Raw genomic sequence first — 19,891 nt, forward strand, 5'->3', positions numbered from 1 at the left:
GGGGCCCTAATCGGCGGCCTCCAGCGCGGCCAGGAAGTGGGCCGCGTCGCCGGTGAGCAGGGCGGCGTGGCGGGTAATTTTTTCGATGGGCCAGTGCCACCAGGCCACGGCCAGCAGCCGGGCGGTGGTGGCGGCGTCGAATCGCGGCCGGATGAGCTGCGCCGGGTTGCCGCCCACGATGGTGTAGGGGGCCACGTCGCGCGTGACGACGGCGTGGGCCCCCACAATGGCGCCGTCGCCGATGGTGACGCCGGGCAAAATGGTGGCCCGGTAGCCAATCCACACGTCGTGGCCCACCGTGGTGTCGCCTTTGGTAGGGTAGGTTTTGCCGGCCATGGCCCCGGCCCAATCGCCGCCAAACACCGCGAACGGGTAGGCGCTGACGGCGCTGGCCAAGTGGTTGGCCCCGTTCATGACGAACTCCACGCCGGAGGCAATCATGCAGAACTTCCCGATTACCAGCCGGTCGCCGGTGAAGTCGAACAGGTAGCGCACGTGCTTTTGAAAATTCTGAACATCTTCAAAATCATCGTAGTACGTGTAGTCACCCACCGTTATCTGGGGGTGGTCCACCACGTTTTTCAGGAAGCACAGCCGCTCGTAGCCGGCCAGCGGAAACACGGTGGAAGGCGCAACGACGGCCATAGCAGGGAGGTTAAAAAAAGCCTGGGGGCCCCAAAGGTACCGGCCCATCCGCCGCGCCCGGCCCGCCCCGGGGGCCCCGCCTAGCGGCGCACGCCCGACCGTTCCAGCAGCTTGCGGGGCGGGGTGAGGAAGAACTCCAGGCTGGCGTAGACGGTGCCGGCCTGGCGGGCGTCGATGATTTTTTCGCGGTCGGCGTTGGTGCGGTCGAAGGCGTCGAAGGCGTAGTTGTAGCGGTAGCCGGTTTCGGCCCCCAGCCAGAGGAAGCTCAGCAGCTCGCCCTCCCAGCGCAGGCGGAAGCGCACCTCGGTTTCGCGCAGCTCCAGGGTTTGCAGGGGCACTTTGTCGGGCTGGCCCACGCGCTCCAGCGGCGTGCGCAGCTTGAGGATGTAGTTGAGCCCATCGACGGAGTAGCCCACGTAGAAGAGCGAGTTGGGCGAGTGGTTGTAGCGCAGCGTGACGCGGGCCGGAAACAAGGCCTCCACGCCCCACCGCTCGTTGAAGGTGCGGTTGTAAATCACGGCCGGGTACAGGCTGAGGCGCCCAAACGTGTAGCCGTACTGGAAGCCCACGCCCCACGAGAAGTTGGGGCTGCGCTTCCAGCCGTACAAGGCCTCGGCCGAGAAGCGCAGGTAGTCGCGGTTGGTCAGCTCGCTCGACGTGTTGTAGTCGCCGCTCAGCTCGCCCTTGAGGCGGGCCAGGTACCAGTGCACGTCATCCACGGGCCGGATGATGGCCAGCTGCACGGCGGTGCTTTTCAGGCCCTTGTCCTGGATGTTGTCGAAGAGCTCGTAGCTGGTGGGCGGGTTCTGGAATTTGAACTCCTCGCGCTCGTAGCTCAGGCCCACAATGGCCTTGAGGTGGGGCCGGTTCCAGGCCGGAATGTAGCCTTTAATGGACAGGCGGGCGTTTTTGGTGGCCCGCCCGTTGTAGTCGCGCAGCCCCAGCACCTGCGCCGACGAGCGAATTTCGAAGCCCGGCATGCGTTCGTAGCGCACAATCAGGCCCTTGCTGGGGCCCATGCCCAGCACCGAGGGATTGGCAAACTGCCGCTGCCCCACGGGGCCCCCGGCGGCGCTGTCGGCCGCCGTGGCCGCCGCGGGCGGGAACACGGGCGGCACCGACGGGATTTCCTGGGCCCGGGCCCCAGCTGCGAAGGCCAGCAAGCCCGGCAACACGCATTTTCTAAGGTAAGTAGCGCTTATAATTGGTAGCATCGCATCGGGTAATTTTCCTACAAATAAACCGGAATTTGCCCGTTTGCGTGAATATCAAGTGAAGAAATACACCGCCGCACACTGCCCAGGCCCGCACGCGCCGGGGCCCCAAACGCCAACCGCCCCGCGCTTCGGGCGAAGCGCGGGGCGGCGGCACTGGAGGGCAGCAGGGCCCCCGCGGCTAGTGGCGGCGGTAATCGTCGTGCCGGTCGTCGTGCCGGTCGTCGTGGCGGTGCTGGGCTTCCCAGCGGGCGCGCTCCTGGGCGCGGCGGCGCTCCAGCTGGCGCTGTTCGCGGTCGTAGCGGGCGCGCTCGATGGGCGACATCCGGCGCGGGTCGTGGCCGCGGTCGAAGGGAGCGGGGGCGGCAGTGGCGGCCGTAGCGGCAAACAGGCCAAGGGCGGCAGCGAACGAAAGCAGGGCAGTTTTCATACTAGTAGATGGGTTAAAGTATTTGACAAACAGCCGGTTGCAAACTTACTTGCCGGCAACCGCTGCCTGAACTACCCTTTGCAAACCCGCGGCCGCAAATGGCCCGCGCCGGCAACGTTCGGCCCAGGGGCCCCAAAACCTCGACCAACCGCCCGAATGTCCAGACCCCGCCGGCCCAACCGCAGCCCAAGGCTTGGCCCGGCCGTGCCGGGCTGCGCCGGGGCCCTGCCAATCGGCCCAGCGGGTTGGGGTGAAGCAGTCGGGCAAGAGCCATCAGCTCAAGACTTATAACCAAAAGAATCGCACAAAAAAGGCCGTCATGCTTTGCTGCGCGCTGCGTGACGGCCTTTTTTCTCATTTTTATAATTCGGGGAAAAGCCTAACAACCAACAGCCCAATACGCCTAGTACCGGCAGGCCGTCCAGTGCAGAAGCTGGCCGTGGAAGGGCAGCGGCTGGCCGGCAAAATAGGCCCGCAGCGCGGCCGCCGTGGCAAAACCATCGGCCCGGGCCAGGGCCAGCTGCTCGGCGGGGCCCAGCGGGCGGCCGTCGATGCGCAGCTCGGTGGCCGTGAGCACCACGGCCTGCACCGCCACGATGGGCCGGGGGCCCCAGAAGGCGTAGCAGTCGGGCTGCTGGGCCCGGGCGCAAAACTCGGCCACCGCGCCGGCCTGCCACCGCTGCCCGGCGCGGATGGTGTGGATTTTGGTGCCCGCCACGATGGCCGGGATAAATGCTTCGTCGAAACCAAGAACCATGCGCGGGCCGGGTGGAGGGCCCCCAAAACTACGCCCCGGGGCCCCAAGGCCCCCGCCGCATTATCTTACGCCCGGCTTTGCCCGGCCGCCCGACGGCGGCGGCCAGCCCGTTTCAACCCCTTCGGCCGCCGGCCCCAACCCATGGAGAACCAAGTAATTGCCGAGCCACCCGCCACCACGCGGGGCGCCAAGCCCCACTACGCCGTCCTCGACGGGCTACGCGGCGTGGCGGCGCTGGTGGTGGTGGCCTTTCATTTGTGCGAGGCGCACGCCACCAGCCACCTCGACCAGATCATCAACCACGGCTACCTGGCCGTAGACTTTTTCTTCCTGCTCTCCGGCTACGTCATCGGCTACGCCTACGACGACCGCTGGGAGCGGCTGACGCTCCGGCAGTTCTTCACGGCCCGGCTCGTGCGCTTGCAGCCGATGGTGGTGCTGGGCATGGTGGTGGGGGCCGCGTGCTTTTACTTCCAGGATTCGCCCTTGTGGCCCGCCATCCACCTGGTGCCGGTCTGGAAAATGCTGTTGATCATGGCCATTGGGTGCACCCTGCTGCCGGTACCGCTGTCGCTGGACATCCGGGGCTGGCAGGAAATGCACCCGCTCGACGGGCCGGGATGGTCGCTGTTTTTCGAATACATTGCCAACATCCTGTACGCCCTGGGGGCCCGGAAGCTGCCCAATTGGGCCCTGGCGGTGCTGGTGGCGCTGGCCGGGGCGGCGCTGGTGCACCTGGCCGTGGCCGGCCCCACGGGCGACGTCATTGGCGGGTGGTCGCTGACGGCCGAGCAGCTGCGCGTGGGCTTCACGCGCATGCTGTTCCCGTTTTTTGCCGGCCTGCTGCTGTGCCGTGCGGCGGCGCTGGGCCGGGTGCCGCACGCCTTTTGGTGGTGCAGCGCGCTGCTGGTGGCGGTGCTGGCGTTCCCGCGGGTGGGCGGCGCCGCGCACCTGTGGCAAAACGGCCTCTACGATTCGCTGAGCATCATCCTGCTGTTTCCGCTGGTGGTGTGGCTGGGGGCCAGCGGGCAGGTAACCGGGCGGGCGGCGGCGCGGCTTTGCACGTTCCTGGGGGCCATTTCTTACCCCATCTACATCACACACTACCCGCTCATCTACGTGTACACCGCTTGGGTGAGCCGGCACAAGCCGCCGCTGGGGCAGGCGTGGCCCGTGGCCCTGCTTACGCTGGCCGCCGCCGTGGCCCTGGCCTACGCCAGCCTCAAGCTCTACGACGAGCCGGTGCGGCGCTGGCTGAAGGCGAAGCTTCAGGCCCCGAAACCAGCTTAAGCGCGCTGCTAAGCTCGGCATAGGGGCCCTACTTATCGAGCTAAGCGGCTTTTGCCGACCAGTCGAACCGAATGGGCCGCTGCCACCACCCGGGGGCCGTCAGCACGGGGTGGTCGTAGTCGCCCTGCTGCGCCAAGCCCTGCACCAGTGCGTGGAGGGCCGTGGGCCGGGGCTCCGCCCCCCGCACGTCGAACACCCCGGGTTCATAGGAGGCCCCGTCCTGGGTAAGCAAGTTGTCCCAGTCGAAGGCCCCCAGCAGCGACCAAACCGTGAAACCCCGCAGATCAACCCCGCTGTCGCGCAGGCGGTTGGCTACCTGCCAGAGTTGGTAGAGCCAGCGCATTTGTTCTTCCCGCGTGCACCCCAAGTGGGCCTCCGTGATGGCCAGCGGGAGGCCGTAGCGCTCCCAAACCGTGCGGAGCAGCGCTTCGGGACCGGCCGTGGGCGCGCCTTCTACCCGCAGGGCCTGAAAATCGGCGTAGGCGGGGTGGTAGAGGCCGCGCAAGGCGGGGGCCCCCGGAAACAAATCCAACCGCTCGTCGAGGTAGCGTTCGCTGGTGGCGTAGTGGTTGATGCCCAGTACGTCGGGCGGCAGCGGCTCATCGATGAATAGTTGCAGCTCCGCTTCTTCAATCCCGTGGGTGCGCAGGTAGCTCCACAGCGGGTGGCTGGGCGTGAGGTTGCCGGTCAGGATATCGAAGGTCAGCCAGCGGCGGTGGTTTTCAAATTCCACTTGCTGGGCCAAAGCAGGGGTGCCGTGGGCCTGGCCAAGGTCTTCGGTTTGCACGAGGCGGGCCCCGGGGTTTACTTCCCGGATGGCGCGCATGGCCTGCCAAGTAGCGTGCAACTGGTTGAGCAGCGTGCGCACAAAAGTGCGGTCGTCGCGCCCGTGCGGGTACCACAGGCCGTAGAGGCCACTAAAGCGGGCCGTCGTAAGCGGCTCGTTCACGGGGGTGTAGTCCATCACCCAAGGGTAGCGCTCGGCCACCATACGCGCGTAGCGGGCCAGGCCGGGGGCAAAACTGGGCTGGTCGAGGGAAGTGTAGCGCGGGCCGCTGCCGTGGTGCACCAGCCCCACAATCGGCGTTATTTCCAACTCGCGCAGGCGGGCCAGCCGCTCATCGGCCCAGCGCCAGTCGGGGCGGTCGAGGCTTTCGGGCGCCACGTGTTCCCACAGAATGGGGTAGCGCAGCGTGCGCAACCCGAGGGCGGCAAACTGGTCCAGGTCTTCCACTCGCTCCCAGTGGCCGTTGCGCGTAAGCTGGTTGGAATAGGCGTCACCCACGCGCCGGCATGTGCATTCTACGCCACCCCATATTTCGATTGTTGTTTGTTTCATACAAGTGTCTGCTATCCTAGCGCGGGCAGTACCCACCCGGCCAGCTTAAGCTGTTTTGTTTATACTGGACCCTTAACCTTCAAATTACCAATGGTCTACACCCGCGGCATTGCCTCGCTACAATAAGCCCTGCCGCTGGGGCGGCTATGCCAGCCAGGCTGAGCACGCAGCATTGCTGCGCAGTAATTCACATTTTTTTGTACCCATGCAGCCGGTCCCTCTTCGGGGCCCGTAGCAGATAGAAGCTACTCAGCTGCTACAGGGCCTTATTGCCAGCCGCGTCCCGGTGCTGGCCCGTTGGGTCAAGACCCGTGGGGCCCCAGCACTGCCTGAGGCCCAACTAGTTCAGCCAGCTCAATATCCTTGGTTTCGGGCACCAGCAGCCAGTAGAAAGCGGTGGCCAGGGCCCCCGCGGCCGCCAGCGTGCCAAAGCCCACGGCGTAGCCAAAGTGCTCCACCACGTAGCCTGCCCCGATGCTGCTGAGCGCCGCCGCCAGCCCGATGGCGGCGTACACCACGCCTTGCAGCAAATTGAACCGGCCGGTGCCGTTGCTCAGGTCGGCAATCATGAGAATCGTCACCACCCCCAGCAAGCCGGCCCCAATGCCGTCGAGCAACTGGATGGCGGTGAGGGCGAACGGGTTGTCGACAAACGCGAAGAGGAGCGCCCGCACCGGCAGCAGCACAAAGGCGGCCAGTAGCACCTTCTTGCGTCCGTTTTCGGAGGCCTTGCCCGCGTACTTGGCCACGAACACCATCACGCCCTGCGCCACGATGATGGCGGCCGACAAGTACAGCGACGAATTTTTCTGGTCGGCCAAGCCCATTTTTTGCCCCAGCAGCGGCAGCAGGGGGGCGTTGGCGAAGTGAAACAAGGCAATGGCCACGGTGAAAACCAGAATGTTGCGGTTGTCCAGCAGCGCCTTCATGCTCGCCACGCCGACGGGCTGCCCGGCGTCCACGGCGGCGCCGCGGGCCAGGTCGTGGTCAATGTCCCGCTCCCGCACCACCAGCACCGCCACCACGAGCAGCAGGCACTGCACGATGGAGAAGTAAAAGATGGCCTCGTAGGAAACGTAGCGCCCCAGCAGCCCCGCGATGATGGCGGCCACCATGTTGCCCAAGTGGTTGAAGCTTTCGTTGCGCCCGATGCGCTGCGACAACGCCGCTTGCCCCACAATGCCCAGCGTGATGGCCGCCACGCACGGCGCGTACACCGACTGCGTGAACCCCACCGCCAACTGCGAGAGCAGCACCGGGTAAAAATTGCTGTTCAGCACCACGGCCAGGCAGCACACCGCAATGATGAGCGACGCCACGATCAGCAGCAGGCGCTTGTGGCGCGTGCGGTCGATGAAGGCCCCCGCCGGGCCCTGCACCAGCACGCCGATGATGCTGGGCCCGGCAATGACGAGCCCGATTTTGTCGGGCGACCAGTGGCGCACGGTGAGCAAGAACACCGATAGGTACACGCCCACGCCGTCCTTCACGTCGGCCATGAGCAGACTGATCCAATCGAGCCCTTTTAAACTCCGCGTATCCTCACTCATACATCTGACATTTAGTAATTTGCCTTGCAGATAGCGCAGGCCGAGCGGCCTAAGTGTAGGAGCTGTTTAGAAACCGACGAATAACGATTAGCCCGTCGGGCCAAACGCAACAACGCATCGCCCACTTCTCGGCTGGGCCGCTCAGTGAGGTAGCAAGCTGCTACCCAACCAGTACCGCCGGCGGATTGGCCGATTGCAGCAGTCGCTCGTCTTCTAGGTGGCGGTGCAGGCCGCTTTCCACGCTGGGCAACAACAGGCCGTGGGTGCTGCCCAGCACACTGTAGCGAGGGCGGCGGGCAATCCAGCCGAAGCTGGCGGCCGGGCGGGGCACTACCTGCGCCTCATCCAAGCCCGCCACGCGCAGCGCCAGGCGGGCTAGCTCGGCCCAGGTACAGGCACCTTCGTTGGCGAGGTGCCACAGGCCGCGGGCACGATCGAGCAGCAAATCGAGGCTGCTATTGACGAGGTCGGGCACGTAGGTGGGCGAAATGAGCAGGTCGTCGGCCGCCGCGAAGTCTTCGCCGCGGCGGGCAGCAGTAAGGACGTGGTGCACAAAGTTGTGCTCGTCCCAAGCACTGAAAAACGCGCTAGTGCGCACCACCAGGGCACTGGGCAGCTGGGCCAGTACCGCCTGCTCGGCCAGCAGTTTGCTATGGCCATACACGCTCAGGGGCCGGGGGGCATCATCTTCCAAATAAGGCGTCGTTTGCTGGCCATCAAACACTAAATCCGTCGAAAACGTGAGCAGCTGCACATCCTGAGCGGCGCAGGCAGCGGCCAATAGTTCGGGGCCGGTGGTGTTTTCGCGGTAGCAGCGGTCGGCATCCCTTTCGGCGTCATCAACGCGCACATAGCCAGCCGCGTTAACCACTGCCCAAGGCTGGTAGCGGTTCAACGCCTGGGCGATGGCGCTGGCATCGGCAATGTCCAGTTCGGCGCGGTTGAGGGCGACAGCGTGCAAGCCTCGGATGCGACACACCCGTTTGAATGCTTGCCCAAGGGTACCAGTGCCGCCGGTAATTAAGACGGGCTGGGTAGTGGCTGAAGACATAAGAATCGTTCTTAAAGCGGTTTCAAAAAGCAGATCCAGTCATGCTAGGGGCCCCACGCGGCGAGGGCATGCGCAAGGCTACCACTCGGCCGCATCGGCCACACACCCCAGTTGGCTAGGCGCTGCTTATTACCTCGTGGTGCTTACCCCTAACTCCTGACCTTGATTTGCCCAAGGAGATGATGCCATTTACTAAGCCTGTACTAGCTTGGCAACCAATGGGTTATTGTTGAGCCTATCCTTTTTTACTCTTTTTATTCGGTAAGCCCAACTGTTTTCAGGGCGTATCTGGCTTATGCTCAAGCGCACTATTAATTGCGCGTAGCAAGCATTATTCTAATACCTCAACGGCCGGGTGCCACTTGCTGGCGTTGCAGCGCGGGCAGTTTTTGGTGGGCTCCTGGGGGGCGTCTTCCACATTACCGCAGGCCACGCAAGCAAACTTGCCCGGGGCCACGGGCTGCAGTTCGCGAAAGTCTTCGTCCCAGCCCGGAATGATTGACAAACCCGGCGCCGGCTCATCGGCCTCGACCATGCTAAAGGTGCCGTTCGCTTCCATGTACAAGCGTTTTACTTGCCCCAGGTGCTCGAGGCTGTCGCCGCGCAACTGAGAAAATAACCGTTCGCGCGAGAGCACCACGCGCTCCATCACCGGCAATTGAAGAACGCCGTCAATGACGACCGTCGTGACGGTGCCTTGCAGTAGGCGCTCAGCAGTGGGGCGCTTGGCCGCCCAGCGCGTTACCAAGCGGTGCAGCACCACCACGGTGGCCACAATGGCGACGGGCGCCAGCAGCCCGCGGTCGGGCGAGAGCAGCGGAATGCCGATGCTTACGGCAATGGACACCAGGCCAGCCAACTCGGTGCGGCTGATTTGCCCAGCCTGCCGCTTGCCCATCAGGCGCAGGCCCGTCAGCAGTAGCAGGTACATGGCCACCAAACGAAGCGAGCACTCAAGCAGAAAGCTCCAAGGCACATCGCCCATCAAGATGCGCATGTAATCGGTAATATGAGGAGGAGGGGGCGGCGGCATAATTGCTTCGGCTAGAACCAGTTGTGAAATGATTATCTATTTTTTAAAGTATGTGCCTACCCATTGCCCAGGATGCTCCCGCGCTCGACACTGCCCGTGGCTGGGGCCCCAGCCCTATTCCTTACCCTCTTTACCCGTTTTCACCAGCGAAGCCGGTACCCAGTCTTGGGCTTGGCAACGCAAGCAATTCGTACCGACGTGGTCGGTGGAAGTGGGCACGTGGCCGCAGGTGCCGCACACTTTCTTGTTGAAAGCGGGGCCGCTGATGGCGGCGGGCGGCGCATCGGGCCGGGGCAGCACGCTCAGGCCCGGCTGCGCCTCGCTAAGCTTGTAGATGCTCAGGCGGCCGTTGGCTTCGAAGTACACGCGGCGCAACTCACCCAGTTGGGCCACGCTTTCGTTGCGCAACTGCCCAAATAGCTGCTCCTGCGACAGCGCTTGGCGCTGCATGGCGGGTAGGTCCAGCAGGCCATCGCGCACCAGCAGCGCGGCATCGCCCTGCTGCACCAGCTCGGCCCGGCGCGATTTATAAGCCAGCCAGTTGGTGAAGCGGTGCATGAACAGCAGGGCAACCAGCACGGCCACGCTGGGCAGCAGGCCGGCAGTTGGGATCTGCATCGGCCCGGCAATTACGGCCCCCAGCGTCAGCACCACGGCCAGCTCGGTCACCGACATCTGCCCTTTCATGCGGCGGCCCATCAGGCGCATGATGACTACCATGACGAGAAAAATAAAAAACGCCCGAATAGCCGTTTCGCCCACAAATGAGGGCGGCGCTTCGCCAAATAACCAGCGTTGCCAGTCGCTGAAAATAATTTCTTCCTTCTTCATAGCCCTTGCCAATGCCTTGCGTGAGTGAAATCCAACGACGAGCCATTAACCAGGGTTTCAACCAAATAGCTATGTATCAATACGCGGCTCAGCACTTTTTCTTCGGATTAGCTGCACCGTGCTCCGCGCTAGAAGCACTTAGAATTAGGCATAATTGCGCACCGCAGTTCGCAAGGCGAGCTCCACAGTACTTTATCAAAAAAATTGGCAACGGTCACGCTCGCGAACAAGGTTTTGCAGGTACAGATGAGCTAGTTCAACGAAGCCGAACAAGGTTGGAATATGGATTTTGAAGTAGTTGGAGCCCCGTATGGAATCAGCAAAAAGCCCCGGCCGCCACACTGGCAGCCGGGGCTTCTTTGTGGTGCCGCCGGGGGCCCTAAAACAGGAAGTCGAACCCGACGAAGACCAGCTTTTCTTCGCCCACCGAGTAGGTTACGTTCACCACGGCTTGCTTGAGGACGTCGACGTACACGCCGCCGCCGAAGCCGGAGTGGAAGGCCGGCAAGCCCTTGCGCACGTCCACGTCGGAGTACACGCGGCCCACGTCGGCCAGGCCGAGGATGCCGAGCTTGCCGGGGAAGATGTAGGCGTTGAAACTGAAGAGCTGCAAGCGGGCCTCGAAATTGCCGTAGAGGGCGGTGCGGCCGGCGTAGCGGGTGCGGCGGTAGCCGCGCAGGTTGGTGGTGCCGCCCAGCGTGTTGGCTTGGTAGAAGCGGTAGTCGCCCAGGTTGTGCTGCACGCCCACGCGGCCGGCGTAGGTGAGGCGAAACGGGAAGCTGGGCGTGAGGTAGGCGCTGATTTCGGAGCTGAGGCGGCCGTAGGTGAGCTTCTCGCCGTTGAGCTGGAAGTTGTACTGCGCCTCGTTGTGCCAGCGGATGCCGATGCGCGGGTCCTTCTCCTCCGACACGGCGTCGATGTTGAAGTAAAACAGGGCCCCCAGGTACTTGTTGGACTGAAAATCGGAGGCGCGCACGCCGAAGCGGCGGTTCTCGTAGTTGGCCCCGATGCTGTCTTTGATGACCTGCCCGATGGGGGCGGTTTCGACCCGGAACTGGTCGTACTGGGGCCCCAGGCCCACCTTGATGAAGTTGAAGATGTGGCGCTCGAAGGTGGGGGCGATGTAGAGGCGGTTGAAGCGCACCCGGTACGAGTTGTTGACGGTGCGGTTGGTGGCCTGGGGCGCGTCGTCGTAGTCGGTCAGGTTCTTCGAGTCGTTGCCGATACCGAAGAAGTTGTAGAGCAGCTGGGGCCCGTAGTACTGAGCGGCCACGTGCAAGTCGGTGTGGCCAAATACGCGGGTGAACTGGCCGGTGTAGCGCAGGTTGTAGGCCTCGCGGGCGGGGGCGTAGTTGGCCGTCAGGGTTTGCTCCGAGCCAAAGGGGTCGCGGCGGAAGGCGTAGCGGCGGTGCGTGACGCCGCCGCCCAGCAGCAGGCCGTCGTCGATGTTGTAGCCGAAGAATAGGGCCGGGCCGGTGTAGTTCAGGCGGTAGTCTTTGAGGTCGAAGCGCTTGGGGTGGTCGTAGCGGCTCACGTCTACGCCCGGCTCCAGGCGCAGGCGGGCCTCGGAGCTGGTCAGCACCACGTTGCCCGTGTCGGCGTCGTACACCTGGGTGCGGTGGCGGATGCCAGCCACGTGCGAGCGGTCAATAATCGAATCGCGCCCGGTGCCGCCGATGATGCGCAGCTTGATGGCATTTTTTACGTCGCCGCGCACGTCGTACACGTCCTGCCCGGCAATGCCGTAGAGGCGCAACTCGTCGGTCACCTTCACGTCGAGCGTGCGGTCGTAAATCGTGCTCAGCTTGCCCTTTTTGCTGATTTTCTGCACCAGCACGTGAGTTTTGCCGTCGGGCAGGCGGTCCACCGTGAACTTCTCGTTCTTCTCCGAGCCGCGCACCTCCACGATGTCGGCCAGCAGGTCGGCGTACTTGCCGGCCACGTCGGGCAGCAGGGCCCGGCGGCTCTTCAGCTTGGCCACAATCTCGGCCCCGTGCAGGGCGTAAATCGGGGCCGGCCACCGGTCGCGGAACGCCTTTTCAATCACCTCGTCCGTCAGGTGGGCCTTCAGGTACTCGGCCTGCTCGATCCACTGCTCGCGGCTCACGCCGCTCATGAAGGTGCGGTCGTTGCTCATGGCCGTCTGGTTCAGGCCTTTGTAGTCGGCGTAGTCGTAGCCGAAGTTCTGGAAGTTGCGCACCGCAAACTTGCGGCTGGCCAGGTAAGGCAGCACCCCGTCGCCCTTGAAAAAGGCAATGTCGCGGTCCTTGGGCACGGCCACGTAGGTGCGGTCGCCGTCCTTGTTTTTCTGCTCGCTCCAGCGCCACTGGTCCTCGTGGCGGTCCCAGTCGCCAATCCACATGTCAAAGAGGCGCGAGCGGGCGAAGGCCACCTCGTCCACGCGGTTGTCGTTGTCGTCGAGCAGGCGGCCGAGCATCTTCTCGGTGTCCACCAGCTTCTTGGCAAAGTCCAGGCTGGCCACGTCGCTTTGGTTGTCCTTGGCGTCTTCCTCTAGGGCCACGGCCTTGTTGGCAAACTGTGGAAAGTACTGGCCCAATAGCGGGTCGGCAGGGATGTAGCGCGGCACCGGGTTGGTGTGCAAAATGCCGGCCGCCGTGCCCAGCGGGGGCAGCACAAACGAGGCGTAGGGGTGCTGGGCCGACACCTGGTCTTGTAGCACGGCCTTGGCCAGGCCGGTGCGCAGGGCCTCGGGCAGCACCGCGGCGGGGTCCTTGTCAAGGGTGCGCAGCGTGAAGCCGTGGCCAGCCTCGTTGCGCAGCTTCAGCGAAGCGGTTTGCTTGCCGCCGCCGGTTTTGTAGGGCACGAGGCCCCCTTGCTCGCGGGCCAGGTCCAGCACCGGAAACGCCACCGGCGCGGCCCACTCGGCGCGGTAGTGCTTGCCCAGCAGCCAGTCGTGGAACTTGCCGTGCTGGTTGTAGGCCGGGTTCACGGCCACTGTGCGCACGCTGTCGGGCCCGATGGTGGGGCGCTTGGCGGGCAGGGCCCCCACGGCCTCCTCGGGCTGGTCGTCGTCGTCGTGCTTCTTCTTTTTCTTCTTGTGGTGCTTGCCCGAAGCCTTATTGGGCACAGCCGCAATGGCCCCGCCCGCGCCCGTGGCGTAAAGGCGGGTGCGGAACACCTGGTGGGCGGTCTGGCCGTCGCCGTTGGGCACCAGAAACTCGCTCCACACCTCCCCGTTGTCGTAGTAGTTCACCCGTGCAAAGCCCTTCTCTTTGTCGGAGAACAGGGCCCCGCCGCCGTCGCCGGGCTTCACGTGCTGGGTTTTGCAGCCCGAGCCGCTGGTGATGTAGCTGGTGGTGCCCTCCTTGAAGTACTGGAGGTTGTGCTCGTGCCCGTTCGAGTAAATGATGTTCGGGTACTTGGCAAAAATATCGGTCAGGCCCTTCTTGTAGGCCTGGTAGGCCGGGTAGGCAATGTCCTGGCTGATGCCGCCGTACTTGCGGGCCCAGGGGTAGATGGAGCCGATGAGCGGCAGGGGCACAAAGGCGTACTTGAAGACGATGCTGAGCGGGAAAATGTGGTCGCCAAGCGTGAAGTAGCCGCCGTGGATGCCATCGGAATACAGCGGGTGGTGGGCCACCACCATGATGTGCTTGTCTTGGTTGCGGGCGATGATGTCCTCCACCTCGGCGTAGATGTCGGCGTCGGACGAGATGTTGCAGAAGCCGTTGGCGGGCCGAAACTCGGCCGGCGTCAGGAACCACTGCGAGTTCAGGAAAATCAGCACCAAGTTGTCCTGCACGCGCACCTCATAGGGCCCCGGGCAGCCGTCGCGCGGCAGCAAAAAGTCGCCCGTGTAGCTGAAGGCCGTCGAGTCCTTTTTCAGGTAGTTCTCGGTAAATTCCTGTTCGCGGTTCACCTGGGCCAAGCCGTTGCGCGTGCCCTGGATCCAGTCGTGGTTGCCGGGCGTCATGTACTTCTCGCCCTGGTAGCCCTTCAGCACGTCGAGCTGGGCGGTGATGCGTTCCTCGGCCGTGCGGCGGTCCACGGCCCCCACCGGCGGCATGCCCTGGTTGTAGATGTTATCGCCCAGAAAAATGGTGGTGCTCCGGGCCCCGGCCTGCATAATTTGCTTGCGCAGGAAGTTCAGCGACGGCTCGCCGCCGTTGGCCGGCAGCACGGGGTTGCCCACGTCGCCGATGAGGAACACCGAGTAGCGGATGTGGCTGGTGTCGGGGGGCGTGGTCTTTTCCCAACCCACGGCCCCGCGGCGGTAGTTGGGCTTGGGGTGCAGGGGGTTATCCGGCGACTCACCAGCCTCCCCAATTTCCTCAATCTGGGCCCAGCCCACCGTGGGGCGCGCTACCCCTAATACCAATAGCAGCCCCAGGACGCGAATAAATGCCTTCATGTAATAAGGTACTTCCAATAATAATTAGTAAACTTCGTAGATGGCGGCCGGCATAGGCCCGGCCGCGGCGGTTAGCCAGCAAAAATACGGGGGCCCCGGGCAAGTTGCCACCCGCCTGCCCGCGCCGCCGGGTTTAACTTGCCTGGCCGCGCCTGCGTTTAAGGCAGTTGCGCGGCCCTTTTGCTTCGCCCCCGCATGGAAACCTTCCCCCTCCCCGCCGCTCCGCCCGCCGCCCCACCCGCCCCGGCGGGGGCCCCGGCCGCCGCTGCCGGCAACCCACCCAAGGCCGGTAAAGCCGACAAGCCCGCTAAGCCCGACAAGCCCGCGCTCTCGCCCCTGGTAGAGGCCGCACGCGCCGCCGTGGTGCCCCTGCTCGAAACCCAACTCGCCCCTACCCTCACCTACCACACCCTGCGCCACACCGCCACCGTGGCCAAGGAGGCCCGGGCGCTGGCCGCCGCCGCCGGCCTGGGGGCCCCCGACACCGAGGCGCTGCTGGTAGCGGCCTGGTGGCACGACACCGGCTACCTCGACGTGTACGACGGCCACGAGTACCGCTCGATGGAGCGCGCCGCCGCCTGGCTGGCCACCCAGGGCGTACCCGCCGAACGCATCGAGCTGGTGCAGAGCCTCATCCGGGCCACGCACCGCGACGAGCCGGCCGAAACCGAGCTACAAAAGCTGCTCGTGGACGCCGACATGAGCAACCTGGCCCGCGAAGACTTCCAGGCCAGCGCCGAGCTGCTGCGCACCGAGTGGGAGGTGGCCCTGGGCCAGGCCTACTCCAGCGAGGAGTGGGCCGAGCTCCAGCTCACCTTCATGCGCTCCCACCACTACCACTCCGAGGCCGGCCAGGCGCGCTACAACAAAGACTTCAAGGCCAACAAGAAGGCGCAGCGCAAAGACCTCAAGAAGATTGGCAAGAAGGCCAAGAAGCGCACCGAGGCCCAAACCGGCACCTTCGCCGAGCCCAAGCGCGGCATCGAAACGATGTTCCGCACCATGTACAGCAACCACATGAAGCTGAGCGACATGGCCGACAAAAAGGCCAGCATGATGATTTCGCTCAACGCCGTGCTGCTCTCGGTCATCATCACCTACCTGGGGGCCAAAAGCTCGGCCCTGGGGCCCTCCTTCACCCGCAACCCCATGCTGGCCGTGCCGATGGGCATTTTGCTGCTCACTTCGCTGGGCTCGGTGGTCACGGCCATCCTCTCGGCCCAGCCCGACGTGACGAGCTTTAAGTGGCTGAAGAAGAGCCCCGAAATTGCCACCAACCGCCGCGTAAACCTGCTCTTTTTTGGCAACTTCACCAAGCTCAGCCTCGACAACTTCCAGGCCGGCATGCGCGACCTGATGCGCGAAAAGGACATGCTCTACACCAACATGGTCACCGACGTGTACTACCTCGGCGAGGTGCTGGCCCGCAAGTACGGCCTGCTGCGCAAAAGCTACTCCGTTTTCATGGTGGGCCTCATTCTCACGGTACTCTCCTTCTGCATCGTGCTGGCCTATAAGTCGTAAAAACCGCCCCGCGGGCCGTACTTTTGCCCGCAAGCACGGCCCCGTAGTTCAACGGATAGAACAAGGGTTTCCTAAACTTTAGATGTGAGTTCGATTCTCGCCGGGGCCACTCAACGCGTTCGTTTGCAGCTTACTTAGCAGTGTTTCTGGTTTCAGGAAGCACTGCTATTTTTTTGCTCTCTTCCTTCCCAACCGCTATGAAAAATCGCTACTCCCGCCGGCTGCTCCTGCTGGCCATAGGGCCCCTATTTGGCCAGTGCAGCAAAGCCCCGGACGCCGCCCCCAAAACCGACTATCGGCAGGAAGGCATCACCCTCATGCAGCAGCTGAAGCCCCAGCTAACGGGGACGTGGGACCTGCGCCGCGTCGCCGTTATGCGCCTAAATAATGTCTCCCCTCAAATCAGCGCAGCCGTAACTAAAGACACTGTTTTTCAAAATTTTGCCATACTAAACCTGGAGCCGGCTCTGACTTCACGCTCCACCCCGCGCGACCCGCAATACGGCGAGTTTGAGGGCATCTTGCAGTACAACGGCAAAACATTCCCGGTGTATATCTCCCTTCGCGTTACCTCCGATTATGCTCAAACACACCTGGGGCCCCAGGCCCTATTCGCGCTTGACTTCAACCGGCCGGTTGGCTCGTATCCGCCGGATGCAGACGAGCGGTTCCTAATGGACCTGGGGATATTGCAAGGCTATTTTTACCTAGAAACGACGCCCGGGCAACCCAGCATGGGTTGGCGCGGGCTGGGCCGGAGCGTGAACCGCATCGAGCTGCAAAAGCGTTAATATTTAAGGAGGTAGGCCCGCCAAAGGCTTGAGGCCAATGCAGGGCACCCAGGAGGGCTTTCGGCAAAAAATTAGTGGGTCCCGCCATTCAGCAGCTCAGCAAACAGTTTGAAGCAGGTGGATTGAATCACTAGCAGAATAGTTTGCCTGATTAATTATATTTTATTAATCGTATTATTATATTTACATCACCTCGGCAGGAAGCGAACGTGTTGGTAAAACGAGGCTGATCCTCCTTCTTTTCCACTCTCATTCTTGTTACGCTATGTCTTTCGTCTCTACCCATTTATCGCACACGATGGCTGGGAGATCAGCAGCTTGGACGGCCCGTTTTCTAAGCACGGGCTTACTGCTTGGCTTAAGTACCGTGGCCCAAGCCCAGGGCCCCACCCTTACGGCTTTGTTGCCCACTCACAATGCCCCCGCCGCGCCGCGCGCAACTACGGTAGCGGCCACCTTTAGCCAACCGCTTGGCAGCACGCTTGCCACGCAGCAGGCCGTGCGCGTGTTTAGCCAGCAAGCCGGGGGCCGCAAAGCGGGCACAACCACGGTGAAGGGCAACACACTCACCTTCGAACCTGCCACAGACTTCAAAGCGGGCGAAACCGTGTACGCCACCGTCACTATCGGTGTGCAAAACATTAATGGCCAATCCGTAGCGCAACCGCAAGTATTTCAGTTCAACGCGGCTACCGCTCCAAGTTCGGGTACTTTTACCCCAGCAGCCAGCGTCTTAGCAAGCCTTAGTTCCTCCTACAATCCAATAGCCACAGGCGATATAGATGGGGATGGAGACCTGGACTTTGTAAGTGACGGTGGCATACGCCTCAACGATGGAAGCGGGAGCTTCACCCCCGGCCCGCAACCCACCGTAGGCGGCACTGTGCTGGGCGACCTGGACAGTGACGGCGACTTGGATTTGCTTGCTATTCAGTCGCTTAATCCTAGCCTTGAGAGCGATGTACGCGTTCTTTTCAACGATGGGGCCGGCATTTTTAGCAGTGGCCAAGTATTCAGGGCAGGTAGGTTCACGCAGCAGCTTGCGCTGGGCGATGTAGACGCCGATGGCGACCTGGACGTGGTTGACGTGCACGTGCAGGGCGAGCCGGGGGCGGAGGTGTACCTAAACAATGGAGCCGGAAGCTTCACGTACCGGTCGTCGGTGGCGGCCAACACTCCCTACCGGGTAACGTTGGGTGACGTAGACAACGACGGGGATTTGGATTTAGCTACGGTGGGCAGTGTCCGGCTCAATAACGGACAGGGCGTTTTCACTGGCGGTTTTGAGATTGGTGCGCCGGGCGAACCCCACTTCGGCGACATTGACGGCGACGGGGATTTAGACCTGCTAACGGCTGGGGGCACGGTGAGCGTGTACCTGAACAATGGCCTTGGCCAGTTTAGCAACGGCCAGCAGATAGCGGCCAATAGCTACGACATGGCAGTTGGCGACGTTGACGGCGACGGCGACTTGGATTTGCTAACGGGAGGCAATAATTCTGCGACGCTCACCGTGCGTCTCAACAATGGCGCAGGCACTTTCAGCAGCGGACAAGCCGTAGCACTGGATGGCCAATTAAGTAACAGCGGCGTAGCTGTGAGCGACTTGAACGGTGACAATACACTAGATTTTTTGGCTACCGCGTACGACGGCGTTAACCAATTGGTGAGCGTGCGGCTGAACCAACCCTTGCCAGCGCCTGGGATTGTGCGTCGCTTTAACGCCGGTGGCGGGGGCCTTAGCACGAGCCGGGGGCAGTTTGCTGCCGACCAGTATTTCTCGGCTTCCAGCTCCACGGCCCGTGTCACGGCCGCCATTGCCGGCACCGACGATGACGCCCTCTATCAGAGCGAGCGGTACAGCACGAACGGCCAACTCGGTTACGCCGTGCCCGTGGCCAACGGCCGGTACACAGTGGTACTGCACTTTGCCGAAACGTACTGGACCCAGCCCGGTCAACGCGTATTTAACATCGAGCTAGAAGGCACCACGGTGCGCACCAATTTCGACATCGTCGCCAAAGTTGGCCCTCTCACCGCAACTACCGAAACATTCGCTGTAAACGTAACCGATGGCTTTTTGAACCTGGACTTGCGGGTGCCGTACCTGAGCGGCGGCCGCGACCAGGCCAAGCTCTCCGCGGTGGAAGTTATACCCATCATTGCCGGCCCCGTGCGCTTGAATGCCGGGGGCCCCGCCCTGACAACCTCGCGTGATGCCTTTGCCGCCGACCAGTACTTCGCGGCAGCTAGCGCCACCGCAACAACTGCAGCTGCCATTGCCGGCACCGATGACGACGCCCTGTATCAGAGCGAGCGGTATAGCACAAACGGCCAACTTAGCTATGCGGTGCCGGTAGCCAATGGCGCCTATCGCGTGGTTTTGCACTTCGCCGAAACTTATTGGACCCAGGCCGGTCAGCGGGTATTTAACATCGTCTTGGAGAACACGACCGTGCGCACCAATTTCGACATTGTTGCCAAGGTTGGCCCTCTCACCGCCACTACCGAAACATTCGTTGTAAATGTGACTGATGGGCTACTCAACCTCGATTTGCAGGTGCCGTACCTGAGCGGTGGCCGCGACCAAGCCAAGCTATCCGCGGTGGAAGTGCTGCCGGCAGCTAGTAGCCGCGGGGCCCTGGCTGCAAAAGGCATGGCTAGCCCAAGACCAGTGTTCGTTTTGCAACCCTACCCGAACCCGGTAACCGCCGGCCGGTTCACGCTGGCATACACGGCCCCCCAGGCACAGGCCAGCACCCTAACCCTGGTGGACCAGCTCGGTCGCACGGTGCACGAGCAGGAAGTGCAACTGCATGCGGGCCCCAACCAAGTACCTGTGCAGCTTGAAGAAGCGAAGACTGGCCTTTACCAGCTGGTGTTACGCACCGCCGATGGCCAGCGCATTGCCCAAAAACTAATTGTGCGCTAGGGCTAGCGGTGTGCGCCAAGACACCTTTTTGTTTTAGGCCATACCTAAGCAGGTGCATGGCTTGGCGCGGGCCAAACCGGAGAGTGGGCCGAATCGAATTGTGAGATCGTTAGCGCAGGAAGAAGTAAGTCT

General features: G+C 63.0%; 14 protein-coding genes, 1 tRNA gene and 1 pseudogene. 6 read left to right on the forward strand and 10 right to left on the reverse strand.

Annotated features, from left to right (window positions below; all coding sequences use genetic code 11):
- Nucleotides 1-6: 6 nt before the first annotated feature.
- The 4 genes from EAH73_RS12990 to EAH73_RS13005 all read right to left on the reverse strand — a co-directional run bounded on the left by EAH73_RS12990 (nt 7) and on the right by EAH73_RS13005 (nt 3,046).
- Nucleotides 7-645: a CatB-related O-acetyltransferase gene (locus EAH73_RS12990; protein ID WP_140467197.1), complete on the reverse strand. Its 639-nt coding sequence runs from the start codon at nt 643-645 to the stop codon at nt 7-9.
- Nucleotides 646-725: 80 nt separating this feature from the next.
- Complete coding sequence (locus tag EAH73_RS23115) at nt 726-1,820, reverse strand: DUF6268 family outer membrane beta-barrel protein (protein WP_161599541.1); 1,095 nt, start codon at nt 1,818-1,820, stop codon at nt 726-728.
- 220 nt (nt 1,821-2,040) lie between these two features.
- Entirely contained in the window at nt 2,041-2,289 is a 249-nt protein-coding gene (locus tag EAH73_RS13000; RefSeq protein WP_140467199.1) for a hypothetical protein, read from the reverse strand.
- Nucleotides 2,290-2,692: 403 nt separating this feature from the next.
- Nucleotides 2,693-3,046: a hypothetical protein gene (locus EAH73_RS13005; RefSeq protein ID WP_140467201.1), complete on the reverse strand. Its 354-nt coding sequence runs from the start codon at nt 3,044-3,046 to the stop codon at nt 2,693-2,695.
- A gap of 141 nt (nt 3,047-3,187) precedes the next feature.
- On the opposite strand from EAH73_RS13005, the gene EAH73_RS13010 reads away from it, so the two are divergent.
- The gene (locus tag EAH73_RS13010) at nt 3,188-4,336 is read left to right on the forward strand and encodes an acyltransferase family protein (RefSeq protein WP_140467203.1); all 1,149 of its coding nucleotides are present in this window, start codon (nt 3,188-3,190) and stop codon (nt 4,334-4,336) included.
- A 40-nt stretch (nt 4,337-4,376) separates the two neighbouring features.
- Here EAH73_RS13010 and EAH73_RS13015 read toward each other — a convergent pair whose 3' ends face one another.
- The 6 genes from EAH73_RS13015 to EAH73_RS13040 all read right to left on the reverse strand — a co-directional run bounded on the left by EAH73_RS13015 (nt 4,377) and on the right by EAH73_RS13040 (nt 14,512).
- Entirely contained in the window at nt 4,377-5,621 is a 1,245-nt protein-coding gene (locus EAH73_RS13015) for a family 1 glycosylhydrolase (RefSeq protein WP_205013004.1), read from the reverse strand.
- Between the two features lie 356 nt (nt 5,622-5,977).
- Complete coding sequence (locus EAH73_RS13020; protein WP_140467207.1) at nt 5,978-7,225, reverse strand: MFS transporter; 1,248 nt, start codon at nt 7,223-7,225, stop codon at nt 5,978-5,980.
- A 160-nt stretch (nt 7,226-7,385) separates the two neighbouring features.
- A complete protein-coding gene (rfbD, locus tag EAH73_RS13025; RefSeq protein WP_140467209.1) occupies nt 7,386-8,276 on the reverse strand; it encodes a dTDP-4-dehydrorhamnose reductase in 891 nt (296 codons plus the stop codon).
- A gap of 331 nt (nt 8,277-8,607) precedes the next feature.
- A complete protein-coding gene (locus EAH73_RS13030; protein ID WP_161599542.1) occupies nt 8,608-9,273 on the reverse strand; it encodes a DUF421 domain-containing protein in 666 nt (221 codons plus the stop codon).
- A gap of 150 nt (nt 9,274-9,423) precedes the next feature.
- Nucleotides 9,424-10,140 carry a DUF421 domain-containing protein gene (locus EAH73_RS13035; protein WP_140467213.1) on the reverse strand — a complete coding sequence of 239 codons (717 nt, stop codon included), beginning with the start codon at nt 10,138-10,140 and terminating at the stop codon, nt 9,424-9,426.
- A gap of 379 nt (nt 10,141-10,519) precedes the next feature.
- The gene (locus EAH73_RS13040; protein ID WP_140467215.1) at nt 10,520-14,512 is read right to left on the reverse strand and encodes a metallophosphoesterase; all 3,993 of its coding nucleotides are present in this window, start codon (nt 14,510-14,512) and stop codon (nt 10,520-10,522) included.
- Nucleotides 14,513-14,707: 195 nt separating this feature from the next.
- Here EAH73_RS13040 and EAH73_RS13045 point away from each other — a divergent pair, with 195 nt between their 5' ends.
- The 5 genes and pseudogenes from EAH73_RS13045 (at nt 14,708) to EAH73_RS13060 (ending at nt 19,759) form a co-directional block, all read left to right on the forward strand.
- Nucleotides 14,708-16,036, forward strand: a complete 1,329-nt coding sequence (locus EAH73_RS13045; protein WP_140467217.1) for a Pycsar system effector family protein — start codon at nt 14,708-14,710, stop codon at nt 16,034-16,036.
- 37 nt (nt 16,037-16,073) lie between these two features.
- A tRNA-Arg gene (locus EAH73_RS13050) sits at nt 16,074-16,145 on the forward strand.
- A gap of 88 nt (nt 16,146-16,233) precedes the next feature.
- Nucleotides 16,234-16,827 (forward strand): hypothetical protein, encoded by a 594-nt coding sequence (locus EAH73_RS13055; protein WP_140467219.1) that lies wholly within the window; start codon nt 16,234-16,236, stop codon nt 16,825-16,827.
- A gap of 298 nt (nt 16,828-17,125) precedes the next feature.
- A pseudogene (locus EAH73_RS24025) lies at nt 17,126-17,497 on the forward strand (Ig-like domain-containing protein); the annotation flags it as partial.
- A 213-nt stretch (nt 17,498-17,710) separates the two neighbouring features.
- On the forward strand, nt 17,711-19,759 hold the full coding sequence (locus tag EAH73_RS13060) for a malectin domain-containing carbohydrate-binding protein (RefSeq protein WP_240047239.1): 2,049 nt from the start codon (nt 17,711-17,713) through the stop codon (nt 19,757-19,759).
- Nucleotides 19,760-19,891 lie beyond the last annotated feature (132 nt).

It is taken from the genome of Hymenobacter nivis (assembly GCF_006439025.1).
GTDB lineage: Bacteria > Bacteroidota > Bacteroidia > Cytophagales > Hymenobacteraceae > Hymenobacter > Hymenobacter nivis_A.